General features: G+C 67.9%; 23 protein-coding genes. 16 read left to right on the forward strand and 7 right to left on the reverse strand.

Going from position 1 to position 18,558, the window contains the following annotated elements; genetic code table 11:
* Positions 1-279: 279 nt before the first annotated feature.
* From ACAG25_RS07330 to ACAG25_RS07395, 14 genes are all read left to right on the forward strand, one after another.
* Positions 280-477: a hypothetical protein gene (locus ACAG25_RS07330; RefSeq protein WP_370487669.1), complete on the forward strand. Its 198-nt coding sequence runs from the start codon at positions 280-282 to the stop codon at positions 475-477.
* A gap of 155 nt (positions 478-632) precedes the next feature.
* Positions 633-1,016 (forward strand): hypothetical protein, encoded by a 384-nt coding sequence (locus ACAG25_RS07335; RefSeq protein ID WP_370487670.1) that lies wholly within the window; start codon positions 633-635, stop codon positions 1,014-1,016.
* A 69-nt stretch (positions 1,017-1,085) separates the two neighbouring features.
* Positions 1,086-1,388 (forward strand): hypothetical protein, encoded by a 303-nt coding sequence (locus tag ACAG25_RS07340; RefSeq protein ID WP_370487671.1) that lies wholly within the window; start codon positions 1,086-1,088, stop codon positions 1,386-1,388.
* Positions 1,385-2,764, forward strand: a complete 1,380-nt coding sequence (locus ACAG25_RS07345; protein WP_370487672.1) for an AAA family ATPase — start codon at positions 1,385-1,387, stop codon at positions 2,762-2,764. Before ACAG25_RS07340 ends, ACAG25_RS07345 begins: the two co-directional genes overlap by 4 nt.
* A 166-nt stretch (positions 2,765-2,930) precedes the next feature.
* Entirely contained in the window at positions 2,931-3,395 is a 465-nt protein-coding gene (locus ACAG25_RS07350; RefSeq protein WP_370487673.1) for a hypothetical protein, read from the forward strand.
* Entirely contained in the window at positions 3,395-3,700 is a 306-nt protein-coding gene (locus ACAG25_RS07355; protein WP_370487674.1) for a WhiB family transcriptional regulator, read from the forward strand. The genes ACAG25_RS07350 and ACAG25_RS07355 overlap by 1 nt, the downstream gene beginning before the upstream one ends.
* Positions 3,700-4,017: a hypothetical protein gene (locus ACAG25_RS07360; RefSeq protein ID WP_370487675.1), complete on the forward strand. Its 318-nt coding sequence runs from the start codon at positions 3,700-3,702 to the stop codon at positions 4,015-4,017. The genes ACAG25_RS07355 and ACAG25_RS07360 overlap by 1 nt, the downstream gene beginning before the upstream one ends.
* Positions 4,014-4,574: a hypothetical protein gene (locus ACAG25_RS07365; protein ID WP_370487676.1), complete on the forward strand. Its 561-nt coding sequence runs from the start codon at positions 4,014-4,016 to the stop codon at positions 4,572-4,574. Before ACAG25_RS07360 ends, ACAG25_RS07365 begins: the two co-directional genes overlap by 4 nt.
* A 79-nt stretch (positions 4,575-4,653) precedes the next feature.
* A complete protein-coding gene (locus ACAG25_RS07370) occupies positions 4,654-5,571 on the forward strand; it encodes a phage major capsid protein (RefSeq protein ID WP_370487678.1) in 918 nt (305 codons plus the stop codon).
* Between the two features lie 76 nt (positions 5,572-5,647).
* Entirely contained in the window at positions 5,648-6,025 is a 378-nt protein-coding gene (locus ACAG25_RS07375; RefSeq protein WP_370487679.1) for an HNH endonuclease signature motif containing protein, read from the forward strand.
* Between the two features lie 430 nt (positions 6,026-6,455).
* Positions 6,456-6,803 (forward strand): hypothetical protein, encoded by a 348-nt coding sequence (locus ACAG25_RS07380; RefSeq protein ID WP_370487680.1) that lies wholly within the window; start codon positions 6,456-6,458, stop codon positions 6,801-6,803.
* The gene (locus ACAG25_RS07385; RefSeq protein ID WP_370487681.1) at positions 6,803-7,114 is read left to right on the forward strand and encodes a hypothetical protein; all 312 of its coding nucleotides are present in this window, start codon (positions 6,803-6,805) and stop codon (positions 7,112-7,114) included. The genes ACAG25_RS07380 and ACAG25_RS07385 overlap by 1 nt, the downstream gene beginning before the upstream one ends.
* Before the next feature lie 140 nt (positions 7,115-7,254).
* The gene (locus ACAG25_RS07390) at positions 7,255-7,506 is read left to right on the forward strand and encodes a hypothetical protein (RefSeq protein ID WP_370487682.1); all 252 of its coding nucleotides are present in this window, start codon (positions 7,255-7,257) and stop codon (positions 7,504-7,506) included.
* 103 nt (positions 7,507-7,609) lie between these two features.
* Positions 7,610-8,110: a hypothetical protein gene (locus ACAG25_RS07395; protein WP_370487683.1), complete on the forward strand. Its 501-nt coding sequence runs from the start codon at positions 7,610-7,612 to the stop codon at positions 8,108-8,110.
* A 32-nt stretch (positions 8,111-8,142) separates the two neighbouring features.
* Here ACAG25_RS07395 and ACAG25_RS07400 read toward each other — a convergent pair whose 3' ends face one another.
* A complete protein-coding gene (locus ACAG25_RS07400) occupies positions 8,143-9,471 on the reverse strand; it encodes a replication-associated recombination protein A (protein ID WP_370487684.1) in 1,329 nt (442 codons plus the stop codon).
* A 10-nt stretch (positions 9,472-9,481) separates the two neighbouring features.
* Positions 9,482-10,321: a DUF3097 domain-containing protein gene (locus tag ACAG25_RS07405; protein ID WP_370487685.1), complete on the reverse strand. Its 840-nt coding sequence runs from the start codon at positions 10,319-10,321 to the stop codon at positions 9,482-9,484.
* Between the two features lie 89 nt (positions 10,322-10,410).
* Between ACAG25_RS07405 and ACAG25_RS07410 the strand changes: the two genes are divergently transcribed.
* Positions 10,411-11,199, forward strand: coding sequence for an SDR family NAD(P)-dependent oxidoreductase (locus ACAG25_RS07410; RefSeq protein WP_370487686.1), 789 nt, complete (start codon positions 10,411-10,413; stop codon positions 11,197-11,199).
* 6 nt (positions 11,200-11,205) lie between these two features.
* On the opposite strand, the gene ACAG25_RS07415 is transcribed toward ACAG25_RS07410, so the two are convergent.
* The 4 genes from ACAG25_RS07415 to ACAG25_RS07430 form a co-directional block, all read right to left on the reverse strand.
* Positions 11,206-12,291 (reverse strand): putative zinc-binding metallopeptidase, encoded by a 1,086-nt coding sequence (locus ACAG25_RS07415; RefSeq protein ID WP_370487687.1) that lies wholly within the window; start codon positions 12,289-12,291, stop codon positions 11,206-11,208.
* Positions 12,284-13,213: a transglutaminase N-terminal domain-containing protein gene (locus ACAG25_RS07420; RefSeq protein WP_370487688.1), complete on the reverse strand. Its 930-nt coding sequence runs from the start codon at positions 13,211-13,213 to the stop codon at positions 12,284-12,286. Before ACAG25_RS07420 ends, ACAG25_RS07415 begins: the two co-directional genes overlap by 8 nt.
* The gene (locus tag ACAG25_RS07425; RefSeq protein ID WP_370487689.1) at positions 13,180-15,804 is read right to left on the reverse strand and encodes a circularly permuted type 2 ATP-grasp protein; all 2,625 of its coding nucleotides are present in this window, start codon (positions 15,802-15,804) and stop codon (positions 13,180-13,182) included. Before ACAG25_RS07425 ends, ACAG25_RS07420 begins: the two co-directional genes overlap by 34 nt.
* Positions 15,805-15,867: 63 nt before the next feature.
* Positions 15,868-16,335 (reverse strand): winged helix-turn-helix transcriptional regulator, encoded by a 468-nt coding sequence (locus tag ACAG25_RS07430; RefSeq protein ID WP_370487690.1) that lies wholly within the window; start codon positions 16,333-16,335, stop codon positions 15,868-15,870.
* A gap of 95 nt (positions 16,336-16,430) precedes the next feature.
* On the opposite strand from ACAG25_RS07430, the gene ACAG25_RS07435 reads away from it, so the two are divergent.
* On the forward strand, positions 16,431-17,618 hold the full coding sequence (locus ACAG25_RS07435) for an acetyl-CoA C-acyltransferase (protein ID WP_370487691.1): 1,188 nt from the start codon (positions 16,431-16,433) through the stop codon (positions 17,616-17,618).
* Here ACAG25_RS07435 and ACAG25_RS07440 read toward each other — a convergent pair.
* Positions 17,615-18,520: a DUF4436 family protein gene (locus ACAG25_RS07440; RefSeq protein ID WP_370487692.1), complete on the reverse strand. Its 906-nt coding sequence runs from the start codon at positions 18,518-18,520 to the stop codon at positions 17,615-17,617. The two genes, ACAG25_RS07435 and ACAG25_RS07440, sit on opposite strands and share 4 nt — an antisense overlap.
* Positions 18,521-18,558 lie beyond the last annotated feature (38 nt).

Raw genomic sequence — 18,558 nt, forward strand, 5'->3', positions numbered from 1 at the left:
CGACTACCTCGCCGAAACTGTTAGGCGTTTGTCCACCAACGGGTTTCGGTACATCAACCCGGCAATCAGCGGGCGCACTCTAGCAACGCTGCACGCGCCGGTATACGCAGCTCACCAGCTCACCCATAGTCATCGAGTGACAAACTCCTGCCGGTAATCGACTGTGCGGCAACGGTTCCCTTACAGACAGCGACACGCCGCGCTGGTCGACACGCCGAGGAACTTCCAGGATCACCTTCTCCCGCAAGTTCCAGGATCACCTTCTCCCGGCTGCTGTAGATGGCCTTCTTCCGCTTGCTCGCCGCCCTGCTCTACATCTGGTCGATGTTCGACTACGTCCAGATGTTCGCCTACATCCACGAGATCGAGGAGCCGGACATCCGCGAGATCGAGGAGCTGGACATCCACGAGGACCGGGGTCAGGAGCTGATCTGGGACGCCCGACGCGCGAAACTCTCACTGAAACCTCACCTTTGACCAGGTGGACCGACGTTGACCAGCGGCATTATCTGTCGCGGTCGGTGACAGCGAATACATGCCATCGACCGCGTGTACCGGCATTGTCAATCACTGTCATGGAAGTGGTTACTGGGCAACGTATCTAGTCATCGACGCTGCTTAGCATCGTTGGCATGACCCCGACAGCAGCTAATCGGCGTGAACGCCGCAAGCAGGAACGCAACATCGCCAAGGACGTTGCCCATCACCGCGCCCGCGTCGCCGGACTCGCCCGAGGTGTGCGCAGTCCCGACGACCCCGAACTAGTGGAGGCACGCCGAGCTATGTTCCGAGCGCAGCAGACCGTAGGCGCTCACGCGGTGCTCGACTCCACCGAGGCGCGTGCCAGCGGCGACCCCGACCGCATGACCGAGATTCTGCGCTCTGCCGGGGTGCCTGTCGCGGTGATGCTGCTGGAGTCCGTCGAACTGCTGGCTTACGTGGTGTCGCTGTCCGACCGTCCCGCCGAGCTGCTGGCCGCGCTGCACGAGCGCATCGACGCCGCGTCCACCGACTGAAAGCGAAACGCCAGCGCCGGGTAGGTCGGCGCTGGCGCTCCAAAGTTCCGAGCTGAAGGGAACACCACGATGATAAGCCGACCCGGCGACGACGTTCCGGCGCAGCTTGAGCGCCGCCGCGACGCCGCCCACCGCAGCGAGCCGCTGGCGTGCGGGTGCCGAGACCCTTGGCTGTGCCAGTGCCGCGACGGCGTGCAGCAGGTGACCGATCATCAGCTTGACGGCTGGTCGGCAGCCGCGCTGCATCTACTCGACAACGGGCTGAGTCCCGCCGTGCCCGTCGATGTGCAGCGCCGGTTGTGGCGGCGTGGCGGCGCTGATCGTGTGCTGGCGCAACGTCTGCGCGGAGTCTGCTCGGAGCGTGCCGCGTGAGCCGCAAGCTGCTCGGTGTCCTGGACGACGGGCGCGAGGTGTACGACAACTCGCCGCGTCCTCTGGTCGCAGCGCTGGAGCTTGGGCACGGCACGCTGTGCGGCACCAACGGCAGCGACCCGTACGCCGAGGTGCCGCCACCTGTCGAACCGCCCGATGCTGTCGCCCAGGACGATGACGAGCGGCCAGCGGGTACCGGATCGGAACGCACGACCGCGAACGGTCAGCAATCCGACTCGCTGCTCACCGAGCTGCTGTCGGCAGCCCAGCTCGACGCGATGACGTTCGCCCCCCTGGTCGAACATGTGCCGCACCTCGTCGTGGAAGGTTTCGGGATTCTGGCCGGTCCACCGAAGGCGGGCAAGAGTTGGCTTGCCGGTGAGATCGCGTTGGGCTGCGCCCAGGGCGGCACCGTGCTCGGCGGTATCAACGTGCAAGGGCGGCACGTTCTGCTGCTGGCCCTGGAGGACGGCCCGCGCCGCCTCCAGGCGCGTATGCGCCGCCTGAACCACGGCCAGCCGCTACCGGAGCGGCTGCACATCCTGACGAAGGTGAAGCCGCACACCGTCATCCCCACGATCACCGAGTGGCTAGAACGGCACAGCGGCGACGAGACCTCGCCGCTGGTCATCCTCGACACCCTCGGGAAGGCCCGCCAGCAGCGGCGTGCAAGCGATGACCCGTATATCGCTGACTATCAGCTCGGCGGCTCACTGAAAGCCGTCATCGACGCGGTGCCGGGTGCCGCGCTGCTGGTCGTCCACCACACCCGCAAGATGAAGGCTGACGACTGGCTCGACACCCTCTCGGGCACACAGGGAATCGCCGGGTCGGCTGATTACGTCCTCGTGCTGTCACGCAAGCGCAAGAGTGCCGAGGGTGTGCTGGCGGTGACGGGCCGCGACATCGCCGAGAACGAGTACGCCGTAAAGACCGACGACGGTATCTGGTCGCTTGACGGCATGGACATCTTCGACGCTGCCGCCACAGTTGCCACGCGCGCCGAGCGAGACCAACAGTCACGGTTGGGCACCCGGTCGATGGACGCCTTGCGGTACGTGAACTCCCGGTCCACCACCACCCCGACCGACCTCGCCGAGCACCTCGGCATCGACAACAACAGTGCCGGGAAGGTGCTCCAGCGGCTCGCCGACGACCAGTACATCAGCAAGGTGAGCCGGGGTACGTATGCACCTGTCGGAAGTGTCGGAACTGTCGAAAGTGCAGATCAGGATGCAGATTACGGGCAACCGAATCCGACACCACCTGTCGGAAATGTCGGAAACACGACGAACGGAATTACCCGCTCACCAGCGAATACGACACTTCCGACAGATACGACACTGTTCACGACCGGCGCGGAGGACCACCCGTGAGCGGCTACCGCTGTCCAGGCTGCCCGAGCCTGCACCCCTGTTTCCCCGGCTGTGAAACCTCGGGCACGCCAACCAATTCCACGGCAGTTGCCGAGCAAGTTTGGTGCGCAGATGAGCGAGAACAGGTATCGCGCTTGGTCGGCACGATGGACACCGAGGAGACCCGATGACCGCACCAACCTGGACCACGACACCGCCACCGCAGGCATGGGCCGACGCCATCACCGCCGCGCAGCACGCCGCCCACGGTGACCCGTTGCAGTGCTGCGCCGTCATCGCCGAGAGCCGCTGTAACCCCGGCTGGCTCGTCATCGCCGGGGTGTCCCTGCTCGCCGCCGTCCTGGCCGAGGGTGTCGCCGCCGACGAGTTGCGCGCCGAGGTGCTGCGGATCGCCACCGACACGGGCGCGTCCGACTACATGGTGACCGCCACCCTGGAGGTCGTCGCGCTCGCCGAGGCGATGCAGCGCGACGAGCTTCCGACCATCTACGAGCTGTGCAGCGGCTCGCAGGTGTCGGCGCGCGACCTCGCGCACGGGGCGTGCTCGCTCACCGGGCAGTCGATAGCGGCTGTGGCCGTGGACGTGGGCGGCGTGTTCGACCGGCTGCGCGACCAGTACAGGTGTCGCTGATGGGTGCCCGCCCAACCGTCGCCGAGGCTGGCACGGTCGGACTGCTGGCCGAGCTGCTACGGGACACACCCCGCCTGCACGGTGCCCTGTGCGCCACCAAGCGCGGCCACTTCATCGAGGCCGAGACCGGCAACCGGGTGCGGGTGGAGCAGTGCATCTCGATCTGCCGCCGCTGCCCAGCGTTGGAGGCATGCCGCGTGTGGGCTGCCACGCAACCGGGTCTCGTCGGCGTGGTCGCCGGGAAGCTGCACGCCACCGTGCGCGCGGATGATGGAGATGACGAAAGCCCAAGTGAGGCAGGATAATGACTGACAATGTTGATCTGTCGGGTATCGGTGCTCACCGCCCCTGCCCAGCGCGCGGCGTTCTCGTGTTCGACAGCCTGCCGCCCGCCGTGCAGAACGCCGAGGACAGCAGACAGGAAGCGGACTTCCGTAGTCGCCACTTCCGCAGCAACGTGGTCACCGAGCGGCCAGCGACGCCGACCGAGCGCGCGTTGCTCGCCCACCTCGGCTACACCGTGCCCGCCACCCTGCACACCCGCGTGCAGTGGCTCACAGACGGCGTGCGACGCCGCACGTGGCCGCAGATACCCGCCACCCTGGAAGGACTCACAGAATGACAGTGAAGAACAATACGAACAATGTTGCAGGACAAGCGGACCCGTCGACAGGCACGCCGCCGGCAACACCTTCCGCTACCGGCGCCATCGCCGCCCCTTCTCCCGACAGCGAACCGGGCGACCAGCACCACGCCGACACTGACGACCAGCACGAGGATGACCGGGACGACGCCGAGCAGGACGACGACGCCGACGACGGCAGCCGCACCAACCGGGAGAAGCGGTACCGGCTGCGGCTGCGTGACGCCGAACGCCAGCGCGACGAACTGGCCGACACCCTGACCCGCACCCGACAGGCCATCGTGTCCTCGGTGGTGGCTGGCAGCGGATACGCCCCGAGGGTCGCCGAGCTGGTCGCCGCCGACATGGACAAGCTGCTGGACGACAACGGCATTCCCGACGCCGAGAAGATCGTGAGCACGCTCGCGGCGGTCGTCGCCGACTACGGGTTCGCCCGCCAACCGAGAACGCCAGCGCCGAACCTCCAGCAGGGTTCCACCAACGGTGGAGGCAGTGCCGGTAAAGCGTCGTGGGCAGACGCAATCAAGGGCAGCTAGACTCGCCACAGTGGGACCGGCTGCGCGTCGCAGCCACCCGCAGCACTGTTCGCCTTCGTGAGGCACCAACGGCTAGAGCGTGACCGCTCACCGTGAGCATCCCCGAGACACCCTCACACGTAAGGCAACTCCGATGGCACTCAACAGCTCCACAGGCGCGGCCATCCTCAGCGCCGAGCAGATCGCGGCTCTTGTCGTGCAGCCGCTCATCACCAGCTCGGTCGCAATGGTTACCTCCACGGTCGTGCAGACCGACAGCCACTCGATGCGCTTCCCGGTCGTCGTCTCCGACCCCGATACCGCGTGGGTGCCCGAGGGCGCGGAGATCCCGGTCTCCGACCCCGATGTCGATGAGGTCGTCGTCACCCCGTCCGGTCTCAAGGGTCTGACCGTGGTCAGTAACGAGCTGGTCGCCGACTCCGATCCGTCCGCGCTCGATGTTGTCGGGCAGGGGCTTGTCCGCGATCTGCGGACCAAGCTCGACGCCGCATGGCTCGGCGACACCGTGACCAACGGACCCAACGGGCTGGAGTCCCTGACCGGGGTAACCGAGACCACGCTGAACTTCGACGGCTCACTCGATGTCATCGCCGAGGCTGTTTCGCTGGCCGAGAATGCGGGCGCGCCCACGATCCACCCCGTCGACGGGCTGCCCAACTTCTCCCTCGTCGCCAACCCGGTCGACGTGTTGGCACTCAGTACCGCGAAGGTCAGCACCGACAGCAACCAGCCGCTGCTCGGAGTCGACGCCACCGCCGTCACCGGACGCTCCGCGCTCGGCGTGCGCATCCACTCAGCACCGGCCTGCGCGCAGGGCACCGCCTGGCTCATCCCGAGAGACCGCGTGTTCGTGGTGCTGAGAAACGACCCCGAGGTCGTGGCCGACCCGTCTCCGTTCTTCTCCAGCTACAGGACCGCGATCCGCGCCGTGCTGCGCGTCGGATTCGCCTTCCCCCACGAGGCAGCCGTCGTCCGCGTCGGCATGGAAGGCAGCTAGCCCACAGTTCCTGGCCCTGGAGGTGTCGCCCTTGAGGTGGCTACTCCGCCTCCAGGGACAGGGTGCCGCTGGCCGCGTGACACGGCCCACCCGCCATAGCGCGGCCAGCGGGCACCACCACACCGAGGGAGACCCGATGGCCTGGACCGGCGACCGCCGCACCCGACCCCGCAACGGCGCACGACGACTCCCCGAGAAACTGCGCCGCCGCGTCCTGAACCGCTACCCGACGTGCTGGCTGAACATCCCCGGCATCTGCACAGTGACCTCCACCGAGGTCCACCACGTCACCCCTGACGCCGAGGGTGGAACCGACGCCGAGTTCATCAACGGGCAACCGCAGCTCGTAGGGGTCTGCTCGCGGTGTCACGCCTACGTCTCCGCCCGCGACTCCGCAGCCCGAGCCTGGAACTGGCGACGGCAGCCAGAACCTCACCCCGGCGTCCTACCCTGACTCGCAACCGAAAACCGTTGTTACGCAACGCGATAGAACAGATCGAAAGCTATTGCGGCACAAGCGATTCCGCCCACAGAGCATGGTGCCGACAGAACCCAATCAGCTAACACGATGATCGTGTCAGCAGGTCTCTGACCTGCGGAAACTTGCCCAGGGGGGAACCCCCGCTACCCCCATCCGAGGCCGGACCGCTTACGGGGTCGGAAGCAACCCGAGTAGTACGACCAAAACCGCAGGTCAAACCCTATTTTTGGCCTGTCGTAATCTGTTGTCGCGCATGGGGTCTCGATGGGGTGCGTGTTTCCGCTGGTCGGTGGGCGTTTCTGGCCCTGTGTCCGAATACCGTTGTGTGGCAACCTTTGTCAGTGTTAGGTATCGCATTGTCCAGCAACGGTTTTCGCGCACCTGCACGCCTAGAATCGCCGGTATGACTCCGAAGTTGACCGCTGGTCGCCGGTTGCGCATCGACCTGGACAAGGCGCTGGCCCACGCCTCCCAGCAGGGCGGGTACCAGCTGGAGTGGTCCGAGCAGGAGCTACACGTCATCGCGCAGGCGTGCGACATGGCCGACCGCGCCGAGGTGCTCAAGGAGATGTTCGCCGCCGAGGAAACCGCGACCACCAAGCTGAAGATCGCCACCGAGCTGCGCCACACTCAGCGGTCAGTGGTCGAGCTGGTCGCCAAGGTCCATCCCGGTGATGGGCGGGCCAAGTCCCAGCGTCACGTTAAAGCGGTCGCCCAACGCTGGGACCGCAAACGGCAGCGGGAGGCGTGATGGCGCGCCGTGCGGAGAATCCCAGCGTCGGGCAGATCGGGCCGGATGGGATCGGCCCGCTGTACCGGGCGCTATGGGACTTGGAGGAGAAGCGTCACGAGCGGTTCGGCAGGGTCGGCAAGATGCGCCGTCCGCCGTTCCTGCGCGACCAGTTCCGCCGTAATGAGCCGGTGGTGGTGGAGGGCGGCATGCTCCCGCCCGGTGTTCTGCCGCGCGGCAGTGGCGGGAAGCACTTTGTGGTGACGCCGGATGACCGGGTCCGTGAAGCGGTGTACGGCGTCGACTACGGGCCGGTCGACACCAGCATCTGAGTCCTGGCCGTGGGCGGACGGTTCCAGCGGGCAATACCGCTGAGCAGAAAGTCCGGCCTGTCGACCGCAAACTTCCCAGAAATCGCAGCCTCGCTCCCATAACCTCGGATCAACCCGAAAGTGACAGGAGATGCCAAATGGTGGACGAGAAACTGCTCAATGTCCTGAGGACCGTGACGGTGCCAGCAGCTCTGACCAATTGTCAGACGCTGGTCGACTACATGAAGGCCCACGTCGAGGCCGACACGCACTCCCAGACCCCTGAGGCGGGCGTGCAGAGACTCAACGAGATGCTCGGACTGATGCTGGCCTCGCAGCTGGAGATCATTAACTCTCTCGGCGACATTGACCAGCAGCTGAGGACGATAGGCCAGCGTCTCAAAGGGCAGTAGCAGTCCGAGCGGCCCCACAGGTGTCCAGGCAGCGAGGTAACGGCACTGCGCAGACACGCCGAAATAGGACCACGGCAATCTCGTGGGCGGCGATACTGCGCCCATGATTGACGCGAGTTGGATTGACCACTGGGCAGACCGCTACAACGAGCCAGCCGATGACGAGGTGCTCAACCAGGTCGGCGCGCGGGTGCGTGAACGTGGCTACTACGACCGCGCGGACTTCATCACGGTCGGGCGTTGGAAGAGTCAGCGCGCGAAGTCGCGGATGGCGTCGAACACCGACGAGATGATCCACGACATCACCGCGACAGCACTCACTGCGCCGCTGCCGATCCAGCATCTGGTCTTGAGGTTGCTCAAGGGCGTCGAGGTGCCGATGGCGTCATCGCTGCTGATGGTGTGGCGACCAGACATCCACACTGTGATCGACATTCGTGCTGTCGCCTCGTTGGTGCACATGGGCGAGATGGCCGACCCGTCTCCGAACAAGTACCCGCCGTACATCGAGTACCTGACGGTGTGCAAGGCGATCAGCGAGCGGTGCGGGCGCAATCTGCGCGCGGTCGACCGGGCGCTGTATGCGTCCAACGGGCGGACGTAACCCGCCTACATCCGCTGGTCAGATAGCTGCGTCTACGGATTCTCCGACTGCCGAACGATGGCGCGGAGACGTTCGACACGCGCCCCGATGTCCCGTTCGGCGCCGCGATTCGTGGGCTGGTAGTAGTCGACTCCGACCAGCTCATCGGGCGGGTATTGCTGCGATGACACCCCGTTCGGGTCGTCGTGGGCGTAGCGGTAGCCGACCGCGTTGCCGAGCTTCTCCGCTCCGCTGTAATGCCCGTCCCTTAAGTGCCTTGGTACAGGACCCGCTTTGCCGGCCCGGATGTCGGCCATGGCCGCGCCGAGGGCGGTGGTCACCGCGTTGGACTTCGGTGCGGTCGCCAGGTGCACGGTCGCGTGCGCCAGCGTCAGTTGCGCTTCGGGCATGCCGATCAGCTGCACGGTCTGGGCAGCGGCCACCGCCAGCGGCAGCGCGGTCGGATCGGCCATCCCGATGTCCTCACTGGCCAGGATCATCAACCGGCGCGCCACGAAGCGCGGGTCCTCCCCTGCCACCAGCATCCGCGCCAGGTAGTGCAGTGCCGCGTCGACATCGGAGCCGCGCACCGACTTGATGAACGCGCTGACCACGTCGTAGTGCTGGTCCCCGTCGCGGTCGTAGCGCACGGCGGCCTTGTCGAGGGACTGTTCGATGACCTCGACGGTCACCTCGCCGGTCTCGGCGGCGACTTCCAGCGCGGTCAGCGCGCGGCGCGCATCACCGGCCGACAGTTGTACCAGCAGGTCGACGGCCTCGTCGGACACCGGAACCCTGCCCGCCAGCCCCCGTTCGTCGGTGATCGCGCGTCGCAGCACCGTGGCCACCGCGTCGGGCGTCAACGGTTGCAGTTGCAGGATCAGCGACCGCGACAGCAGCGGAGCCACCACGCTGAACGACGGGTTCTCCGTGGTTGCGGCGACGAGCAGCACCACGCGGTTCTCGACGGCGGCCAGCAGCGCGTCCTGTTGGGTCTTGGAGAACCGGTGGACCTCGTCGATGAACAGGACGGTCTGCTGGCCGCGGATCGCGGCCTGGCGGGCCTGGTCGATGACCGCGCGGACCTCCTTGACGCCGGCCGACAGCGCCGAGAGCGCTTCGAAGCGCCGGCCGGTGGCCTGCGAGATCAGCGACGCCAGGGTGGTTTTGCCGGTGCCCGGCGGGCCGTAGAGGATGACCGACGCCGCGCCGGAGCCCTCGACCAGCCGGCGCAGTGGGGCGTTGGTGGTGAGCAGGTGCTCCTGGCCGACGACCTCGTCGAGCGAGGCGGGCCGCATGCGCACGGCCAGCGGCACCGACGCTCCGACCGGCCCGGTGGCGGGCGGCGTGTCGCCGGGAACGTCGAAGAGGCTGTCGGACACGTTGTCGTGCTTACACCGGTGCGGTGACGAAGTCGATCAGTTCCTCGACGCGTCCGATCAGTTCGGGTTCCAGGTCGGTCCAGTCCCGGACGCGGGAGCGGATGTGCTGCCACGCGGCGGCGATGTCCGCCTGATCGCGGTGCTTCCAGCCCAGTGCCGCGCAGATGCCGTGTTTCCAGTCCTGCCCTTTCGGGATCACCGGCCAGGCAGCGACCCCCAGCCGGGCCGGTTTGACGGCCTGCCAGATGTCGACGAACGGGTGACCGACCACCAGTGTGTGCTCGCCGCCGGGACCGCGCCGGACCGCCTCGGCGATCCGGGCCTCTTTGGAGCCGGGCACCAGGTGGTCGACCAGCACACCGAGCCGGCGGCCCGGGCCGGGCCGGAACTCCGCGACCACGGCGGTCAGATCGTCGACCCCGCCGAGGTATTCGACGACCACCCCCTCGATGCGTAGGTCTTCCCCCCACACCTGCTCGACCAGCTCGGCGTCGTGGCGGCCCTCCACGTAGATCCGGCTCGCGGCGGCGACCTTGGCGCGCGCCCCCGCCACCGCGACCGAACCCGACGCGGTGCGCGCCGGGGCCTTCGGCGGCGCCTTCTTGGGTGCGGTCAGGATCACCGGTTCGCCGTCGATCAGATACCCGGGGCCGACCGGGAACGGTTTGGTACGGCCGTGCCGGTCCTCGAGTTCCATCCGGCCGTACTCCACCCGCACCACCGCGCCGACGAACCCGGTCTGCGCGTCCTCGACGACCAGTCCGATCTCGATCGGCCGTTCGACGGAGCGGGGCCGTCGGGCCCGGTGCGGGTCGTCGGCGAGGATGTCGGAGCCATAGCGATCAGCCACGCAGGTGATCGTAGGAAGCCCCCTCCTCCGCGCGGCGCACGTCGGGGGCGCGTGTTGCCCACACCCGGTGCGGCGAGATGATCGACGACATGACGGATCTGAGCGCCTATGGCCCCTGGGCGGTGATCGCCGGCGGCTCCGAGGGGGTGGGCGCGGAGTTCGCCGCCCTGCTCGCCCAGGCGGGTATCAATCTGGTGCTGGTGGCCCGCAAAGAGGGTCCGCTCGAGCAGACGGCGGCCCGCTGCCGCCAGTTGGGCGTCCAGGCACGCACGCTGGCAGTCGATCTCGTCGACGGCGTGGACGAGGTGATGACGGCGACGGCGGATCTGGAGGTGGGGCTGCTGATCTTCAACGCCGGCGCCAACACGTGCAGCGAGGAGTTCCTCGACGGCGAGCTCTCGGAGTTCGGCCGGGTGATCGACCTCAACGTGACCGCCATGATGGCCCTGGTCCAGCACTACGCCCGCCCGATGCGCGAGCGCCGCCGCGGCGGCATCCTGCTGGTCGGGTCCATGGCCGGCTACCTGGGGTCGGTGCGGCACTCCGTGTACGGCGGGGTCAAGGCATTCGGCCGGATCTTCGCCGAGAGCCTGTGGCTGGAGTTGCGCGATCACGACGTGCACGTACTGGAGTTGGTGCTCGGGGTGACGCGCACCCCGGCCATGGAGCGGGTCGGGCTGAACTTCGACCTACCGGGTCTGCGGGTGGCCGAGCCTGCGGACGTGGCCGCCGAGGGTCTGGAGCGGCTGCCACATGGACCGGTGCACGTGGCGGGCGGCAACGCCGACGACGTGGCCCGGCGCAATCACCCCGACCGCGCGGCGGTGGTCCTCGGCACGCACCGGTTCATGCAGAAGCTGATCGGCGGCGACGCCTGACGCCGCTCACCCGAGCTGTTGCTTCTGATCCGCGAGCGGGGCGCCGATCTCGGCGAGCTTGGCCGGGTCGGAGGTGACCTCGTCGACCACGGTGTGGATGAACCGCATCTTGTCCAGCACCGGCGGCGGCAGCACGAACGGATACAGGTCTTCCTTGCCCATCGAGCGGTTGACCATGTTCAGTGCCCACGACAGCGGCAGCCACATGTCGATGATGGTGTCGAAGCCGCTGGGCCCGAGGAACCGCCTGTCGTAGGTCGCGTTGGCCGGGGCGAACCCGAACGCCGCGGCCGTGTCGAGGGTGTCACGCACATGCAGGTAGTGCGCGAAGGTCTCGGCCCAGTCCTCGGCAGGGTGCATGGTGGCGTAGGAGGACACGTAGTCGTCCTCCCAGCCCGCGGGCGCCCCCTCGCTGTAGTGCCGGTCCAGGGCGGCCTGATAGTCGAGGTCGGGGTCGCCGAAGAGTTCGCCGAACCGCTCGAGGTAGCGGGGCGACCTGCCGACCAGGCGATAGAAGTAGTAGTGACCGATCTCGTGCCGGAAGTGTCCGAGCAGGGTGCGGTACGGCTCGTCCATCGAGATGCGCAACTGCTCGCGGTGCACGTCGTCGCCTTCGGCGAGGTCGAGGGTGATCACGCCGTCGGCGTGCCCGGTGAACACCTTCTCGAACTGGCTGGACAGCAGGTCGAACGCCAGCCCGAACTCCGGGTCGACGTCACGGCCGACGACGGGCAGCTTGAGTTCGTGCAGTTCCGCGATCAACCGGCGCTTGGCGCGCTCGGCGGCCGCGAACGCCGCCAGCGCGATGGTGTCGGCGTCGTTGGGACGGGTGCGGGTCAACGCGCAGGACACGCACAACTTGCCGAGCGGACTCTTCTCCACCAACCAGTTGCACTCTGCCAGATAGAGATTCGCACACAGCTGGTACTCGTGTTCGTCGACGGCGCCGGCGTGCTCGCTCTCCTCGGTCGGCGCGATCACCAGCAGTGCCATCTCGTCGAGCGAGAACCCCAGGGAGCTGCCGCAATTCAGGCACAGGGAGTTCTCGAAGGCCAGTCGTTGCCCACAGTTGGGGCACGTGAAGTCACGCATGCGTCATCTTCCCTTCACATGGCGCCACGTCCACCGAGACGTCGATGACACTGCTCTCGGAGTCGGTGTAGATGATCCCCCGCAGCGGGGGCACGTCGGCGTAGTCGCGGCCGACAGCGACGGTGACGTAGCGCTCGTCGACCATCTGATCGTTGGTCGGGTCCAGGCCCAACCATTCGTTCTGCGGCGTCCATACCGACGCCCAGGCATGAGTCGCGTCGATGCCCACCATGCGGTCCTTTCCGGGCGGAGGGTCGGTGGCCAGATATCCGGAGACGTAACTGGCTGCCAGTCCGTTGGCGCGCAGGCATCCGATCGCGAGCCTCGCGAAGTCCTGACATACCCCTTCGCCCGCCGCCAAAACCTCGCTGACCTTGGTCGACACCGTGGTCGACCCCGAGCGGTAGGTGAAATCGGTGTAAATGCGTGTGTTCAGGTCGGTCAGGACCTCGATCAGCGGCCGTCCGGAGACGAAACTCGGTGCCGCATAGGCACGCAACTCATCCGTGATCTCCGGCGGTTGCAGGTCCAGCGTGAACTCGACGGCTCGGGCTCCGTCGGGCCCCACCGGGCGGGCGATCTCCCACGGCGCGCGCGCCGACGGACCCGCATAGAGCTCGGGTGGGGGTGGGTCGACTTCGACCACCGATCGGCTGGTGATGCGCAGGCTGCGGTGGGGGTGGACGACGTGGAAGTAGGACGTGAGGTTGCCGTAGACGTCACGGCTGGTGGAGCTGTCGTCGGCCTCGGGGTCGATGATCAGCTCGTGCGACAGGCAGCGCTGCCGCGGCGAGTCCCTGGGGGTGAGGAAACCCCGCCCGTAGGAACTGGTGACCTCATCGGCGTAGCGGTACTCGGTGCGGTGGGTGATCTCGTAACAGCGTGCGCTCACGGCAGCAGCCTCCGCCGGTCGGGCCCCCACAGCGGCTGCATCCCTCCGGGCAACGAAAGGTGCGTGGCACTGATCGCTGCGGCCAGATCGGCCAGGTCGCGGTGCGTGGCCGCCAGCAGCCCGGCGAGCTCGCGACGTCGGCTGTCGGCGTCGACGTCTTCGAGGTCGGTGGGTTCGGTGCGCCGCAGCCGCGCCGCGATGTCGTCGAGCATGCGTTCCAGGCGGGAGGATCCCGAGGCGCCGGTCAGCACCCGGAGATCTGCGCGGAGCTGTTCGAGTTGGTAGACCAGCGAGCGCGGATTCGTCGCATCGAACAGCACGAGCTCGGCCACCGCGCCCACACTTGCCACACCAGGGTTGCGCCGCCGGTAGATCACCAGCGACTCGCACACCACCAACACCGACTCGATGACGGTCTGTTCGGCCGCCGGGGTCCGCGCCGTCGTCAGCGCGCTGCCCAGCAGGGCCGAAAGTCCCAGTCCGCGTTCGATCCGCTTGCCGATGTCCATCATCGTCCAGCCGACGTCGCGCACCATCGACTCGGCGATCATCCCCGACAGGGCCAGCATCCCGGCCAGCGCGAGGTTGTTGGTGGTGGCCAGGAAGGTCTCGCCCTCGACCTTGGACTCGGGCGGGCGTTCGGGGGCCCGCAGGAGCGCACGCTCGATCGCGGCCAGCACCATCCAGATGTCGTTGGACATCTGGTCGCGCACCGCGCGGGCGGCCAGGCCGAGGCGTTCGATCGACTGCGCCAGCGAGCCGGCCCGGTGCCGGTCGGCGGTCAGCGCCCACAACGTCGACGGCACGGTGGCCAGCATCTCGGGGATGTCCTCGGTGTCGACCGGCTCGCCGGTGAGTTCGGCCAGCGCGGTCAACAGGACCGGCACGCACTGGCTGCCGTCGGCGTTCTTGCGGTAGCGGAACTCGTGGTGCCGTTCCCGGGTGACGGTGAGCAGACGGGCCATGTGCTCGGCCCTTTCGGCATAGCGGCCGATCCAGAACAGGTCCGACAGCACCCGTGGCGAACTGACCTCGCGCGTCGGGCTCGAGATCGCCGGCGAGGGCAGCCCGGACACCTCGGCCTTCTTCTCGGCGGTCGCCCGCGCCGCGGTGCGTACCCAGACATCCTTGGCCGCAACGGAGTTCAGGCGATACGCCGAGGTGCCCTGCGCCAGCACATAGCCCAGCCCCCCGACCATCGGCGCGTACCCACCGCGCTGGGCCACGGAGAACAGCCGCATCCCGATCGTCGAGGACGTCAGGCCGCCGACCGTATGTGCCGCAGGGGCAGAGGAGAACTCGGGCAGTTCCTGACCGACCCACTGCCACGGCTCGGCCGTGATCGCGGCTTCGAGTTCTGCACGTCGGGCATTCGACAGCTCGGGCCCGACGATGACGTCGCCGCCGGTGACCGGTCTGATCAGCAGGGACGTCAGATTGGCCAGCACGTGGGACCGCTCGGCCCGGATACCGCACCAGTACATCGGCTGGGTCGCCAGCAGCGGGGTCTCCCCCAGCAGCGACTGCGCCAAGTCCGGCAGGAACCGTTGTACCCCGGGACTTTCCAGGATTCCGCTGCCCAGGGTGTTGACGACCGTGACCGATCCGCGGCGCAGCGCCTCCACCAGCCCCACGACACCGAGGCGCGAGTCGGCGCGCAGATCGAGCGGATCGGCGTAGTCGGCGTCGACGCGGCGCAGCACCACGTCCACGCGCTCGAGGGTGCCCATCGAACGCATCCACAGTTTGCCGTCCCGTACGACCAGGTCGGCGCTCTCGACCAACGGGAAACCGAGCAGGCCGGCCAGGTAGGCCTGGTCGAACGCGGTCTCGGAGTGGTTGCCCGGGCTGAGCACGACCACCACGGGTTCCTCCGCCGACTCCGGTGCGGCGTCGATCAGTGCCAGGCGTAGCGCCTGCGCCCAGGGTGAGGCGGGCCGAGGTGCGATCTGTTCGTAGAGGTCGGGCACCGCGTGTGCGACCACCCGTCGGTCGGCCAGCGCGTAGCCGGCCCCCGAGGGGGCCTGTGTCCAGTCGGCGTTGACGAGGAAGTCGCCCGAGGACGCTCGGCTGACGTCGCAACCGTGCAGGAACAGTTGGTGACGCCCCGGGATCGCGAGTCCGTGGGCGGCGCGCAGGTAGCCGGGGTGGCCGTAGAGCAGTTGCGGCGGCAGCACCCCGTCGGTGACGGCGCGCTGCGGGCCGTAGATGTCGGCCAGCACCGCATCGAGCAGCCGGGATCGCTGCACCAGACCGGCTTCCAACCGGTCCCACTCGGTGGCCGACACGACGATCGGCAGCGGGTCCAGCCGCCACGGAACCGGAGTGGGTCCGGTGTCGTCGTCGGGGTCGTCGACCCGGATGTAGGTGATGCCGTCGTTGTCGACGAGGTCGCGGACGGTGGCGCGCAGTTGGTCCAGCCCCACCCGGCCGCGGTCCCGGACCACGCCGGCCAATTCCTCCCACGCCGGACGTACATCGCCTGCCGCGTCGACGAATTCGTCGTAGCCGGGGCTCGGGCCGCGGGCCTGTACATCGAACAGCGCCTGCTGCGCCCGCCTGCGCCGGTAGCGCGCCAGCGGGTCCTCGAGGTGTCCCACACCGGGAGCAGGCGAGATCATCACGCGCCCCTACTGCCCATGGTCATTGATCCCATCACACCCGACGCGGCCACGCTGACCGCCTCAGCCCTCCACCGCCTCGACGCCGAGCTCGTCCGGGGTCACGTCATGGCCCTGGGCGCAGCGCAACACCACCGACGTCGGCGCGCCGCAGTCGCGGTGGGTCAGCCGGACCGGACTGCCGCCGAGGTGTCTGCGACCCCATTCGAACATCGCCCAGACCACGGGCATGAAGTCGAAACCGGCCTCGGTGAGCACGTATTCCTCGCGCACCCGCTGGCCGGGCTCACGGTAGGGCTGTTTGGTCAGCAGTCCAGCGTCGACCAGTTCGGACAGGCGGGCCGAGGCCGCCGCCTTGGTGATCCCGGCGCGGCGTGCGAAGTCGTCGAATCGCCTTGTCCCGTAGTAGGCCTCGCGCATCAGCAGCAGGGCCGACTTGGTGCCGACGACGCCGATGGTCTTCTCGATCGGACAGTGGCCGCGCGCCGACCAGGCGTCGCGGTCGGCCAGCGCACCCTGCAGAACTGTCATGCACATCACTTCCCCGGCTGGGTTGTAGAAACTGAACTCAGGTGTTAGATCTGAGTATAGATATCCATACTCAGAGCTGAGTCCAGGAGGACCCGATGTCCGATTATTCCGATCGCGATGCCGTCATCGTCGGTGCCGTGCGCACCCCCGTCGGGAAGGGCAAGCCCGGCGGCGCACTGCACCACGTCCTACCCGCCGACCTGCTCGCCCACAGCCTGCGCACGCTGGTCGATCGGACCGGCGTCGACCCTGCCGAGGTGGACGACGTCATCGCCGGCGCGGTGACGCAGGCCGGCGACCAGGCCGCCAACATCGCCCGCAATGCGCTTCTCGGAGCGGGTTTCCCCGAGAGCGTGCCCGGCACGACCGTCGACCGACAGTGCGGCAGCAGCCAGCAGGCCGTCAGCTTCGCCGCCCACGGCGTGGTGGCCGGCGCCTACGACGTCGTGATCGCCGCGGGGGTGGAGTCGATGAGCCGGGTCCCCATGGGTTCGTCGGTGCTGCCGGGTAGTGACCCGTTCGGCGCGGGAATGGCCGCCCGCTACCCCGAACCGCTGGTCCCGCAGGGCATCAGCGCCGAGCTGATCACGGCGAAATGGCAGCTCTCGCGTACCGAGCTCGACGAGTTCTCCGCCGCCAGCCACCAGAAGGCCGCCCGGGCCGCCAAGGACGGACTGTTCGACGCCGAACTGGCACCGATCGCCGGGTTGGCGGCCGACGAGATCGTCCGCCCCGACACCACGGTGGCGACGCTGGCCGGGCTGCGGCCGGCGTTCTACAGCGACGCGGTGGCCGCGAGGTTCCCGCAGATCGGCTGGCACATCACGGCCGGCAACAGTTCCCCGCTGTCGGACGGCAGCGCCGCGCTGATGATCACCAGCGGTGCCGCGGCCCGCCGGCTGGGGCTGCGACCGCTGGCCCGGATCCACACCACGGTCGCCGTGGGTTCCGATCCGCTCTACATGCTCACCGGCGTGATTCCGGCGACGGCGAAGGTGCTGGGGCGCGCAGGACTGGGGTTGGCCGACATCGACCTGTTCGAGGTCAACGAGGCCTTCGCGCCGGTGGTGCTGGCGTGGGCGCGTGACACCGGTGCCGATCTGGCCAGGACCAACGTCAACGGCGGCGCGATCGCGATCGGCCACCCGCTCGGCGCCAGCGGGGCGCGCATCATGACCACCCTGGTCAATGCGCTGCATCAACGCGGTGGACGCTTCGGGTTGCAGACCATGTGCGAGGGCGGCGGGATGGCCAACGCCACGATCATCGAGCGACTCGACTAAGGGTGCCCGAGTTCGGATTTCGTCTGCCGCCACCAGGCCATGATGAACATCACCATCGCCCCGGCCAGCGCCAGCAGCACCCACAGGATCACGGCAAGGTCGACCCACGAACCCGGCGGGGGTGACCCGGGCAGGACGTTGCGCAGCGGTACCACCGCGAACAGCATGGCCGCGAACCAGGTGATGAACGGCGGCAGGAACTTTCGCCTGCCCAGCAGCATCTCGATGGCGACGAACAAGGCGGTGGCCGGCAGTACGAGCAACACCAGCAGGATGCCCACGTCGATGGCGTGGGCCCCGCGGGTCCGTTCGAGGGTGAACTGAACGCTGGGGATCGTGCCCCACGGCGCATCGATGGTGTCGAGGTTGCTCTCGACGGTCCAGCCGTTCACGTTGCCCGCGACGATGATCCGCGCGTCGAGTCGGCGCCGGGCATCGCCCTCACCCAGGAACGCCTCCACCCCGTGCACGTTGCTGACGTAGGTGTCCAGCGGCCAGTTGTCGGGATCGCCGACGGCGGTCAGTTCCGTGGTTGACGAGTTGCTCTTGAGTTCGTCGCGCACATAGATCAACTCGTGGGTGTCGGTCCACGAGCTCAGGCGCACAACCGGATTGCTGAGCACCTCCGGTCCGTCGGCGATCAGGTCCTGCCCCGGGTGCAGCAGCACGTCGACCGCGAGCCGGTTCTCGGCGGTCTCCAGGTCGCGCAGCCGGATGATCACCGAGGTCTGGTCGTCGACGGCGGCCTCGGAGAACTCGAAGGGCTCCGGCGACGTATTCAGCAGTTGGTACCCGACGATCGAGGCGATGTACACCGCGAGCACGGCGAACAACGTCGTCAGGACGGTGGCGCGCTGAGCTCGGGTGGGACGCGACGTGGACTTGGGCTCCTCAGCGGCCATCACCGGCGGATCGTATCGTGATGTGGTTAGCCGCTCTC

Origin of the sequence: Mycobacterium sp. pV006 (assembly GCF_041287115.1) — a bacterium.
Classification (GTDB): Bacteria; Actinomycetota; Actinomycetes; order Mycobacteriales; family Mycobacteriaceae; genus Mycobacterium.

Bases quoted from the DNA above. Each gene is read 5' to 3' on its own strand.
- ACAG25_RS07395 (WP_370487683.1), top strand. From the start codon at position 7,610: ATGATTGACGCGAGTTGGATTGACCACTGGGCAGACCGCTACAACGAG.
- ACAG25_RS07335 (WP_370487670.1), top strand. From the start codon at position 633: ATGACCCCGACAGCAGCTAATCGGCGTGAACGCCGCAAGCAGGAACGC.
- ACAG25_RS07350 (WP_370487673.1), top strand. From the start codon at position 2,931: ATGACCGCACCAACCTGGACCACGACACCGCCACCGCAGGCATGGGCC.
- ACAG25_RS07340 (WP_370487671.1), top strand. From the start codon at position 1,086: ATGATAAGCCGACCCGGCGACGACGTTCCGGCGCAGCTTGAGCGCCGC.
- ACAG25_RS07410 (WP_370487686.1), top strand. From the start codon at position 10,411: ATGACGGATCTGAGCGCCTATGGCCCCTGGGCGGTGATCGCCGGCGGC.
- ACAG25_RS07440 (WP_370487692.1), bottom strand. From the start codon at position 18,520: ATGGCCGCTGAGGAGCCCAAGTCCACGTCGCGTCCCACCCGAGCTCAG.
- ACAG25_RS07360 (WP_370487675.1), top strand. From the start codon at position 3,700: ATGACTGACAATGTTGATCTGTCGGGTATCGGTGCTCACCGCCCCTGC.
- ACAG25_RS07435 (WP_370487691.1), top strand. From the start codon at position 16,431: ATGTCCGATTATTCCGATCGCGATGCCGTCATCGTCGGTGCCGTGCGC.
- ACAG25_RS07430 (WP_370487690.1), bottom strand. From the start codon at position 16,335: ATGACAGTTCTGCAGGGTGCGCTGGCCGACCGCGACGCCTGGTCGGCG.
- ACAG25_RS07355 (WP_370487674.1), top strand. From the start codon at position 3,395: ATGGGTGCCCGCCCAACCGTCGCCGAGGCTGGCACGGTCGGACTGCTG.
- ACAG25_RS07415 (WP_370487687.1), bottom strand. From the start codon at position 12,291: ATGCGTGACTTCACGTGCCCCAACTGTGGGCAACGACTGGCCTTCGAG.
- ACAG25_RS07385 (WP_370487681.1), top strand. From the start codon at position 6,803: ATGGCGCGCCGTGCGGAGAATCCCAGCGTCGGGCAGATCGGGCCGGAT.
- ACAG25_RS07425 (WP_370487689.1), bottom strand. From the start codon at position 15,804: ATGATCTCGCCTGCTCCCGGTGTGGGACACCTCGAGGACCCGCTGGCG.
- ACAG25_RS07365 (WP_370487676.1), top strand. From the start codon at position 4,014: ATGACAGTGAAGAACAATACGAACAATGTTGCAGGACAAGCGGACCCG.
- ACAG25_RS07380 (WP_370487680.1), top strand. From the start codon at position 6,456: ATGACTCCGAAGTTGACCGCTGGTCGCCGGTTGCGCATCGACCTGGAC.
- ACAG25_RS07330 (WP_370487669.1), top strand. From the start codon at position 280: ATGGCCTTCTTCCGCTTGCTCGCCGCCCTGCTCTACATCTGGTCGATG.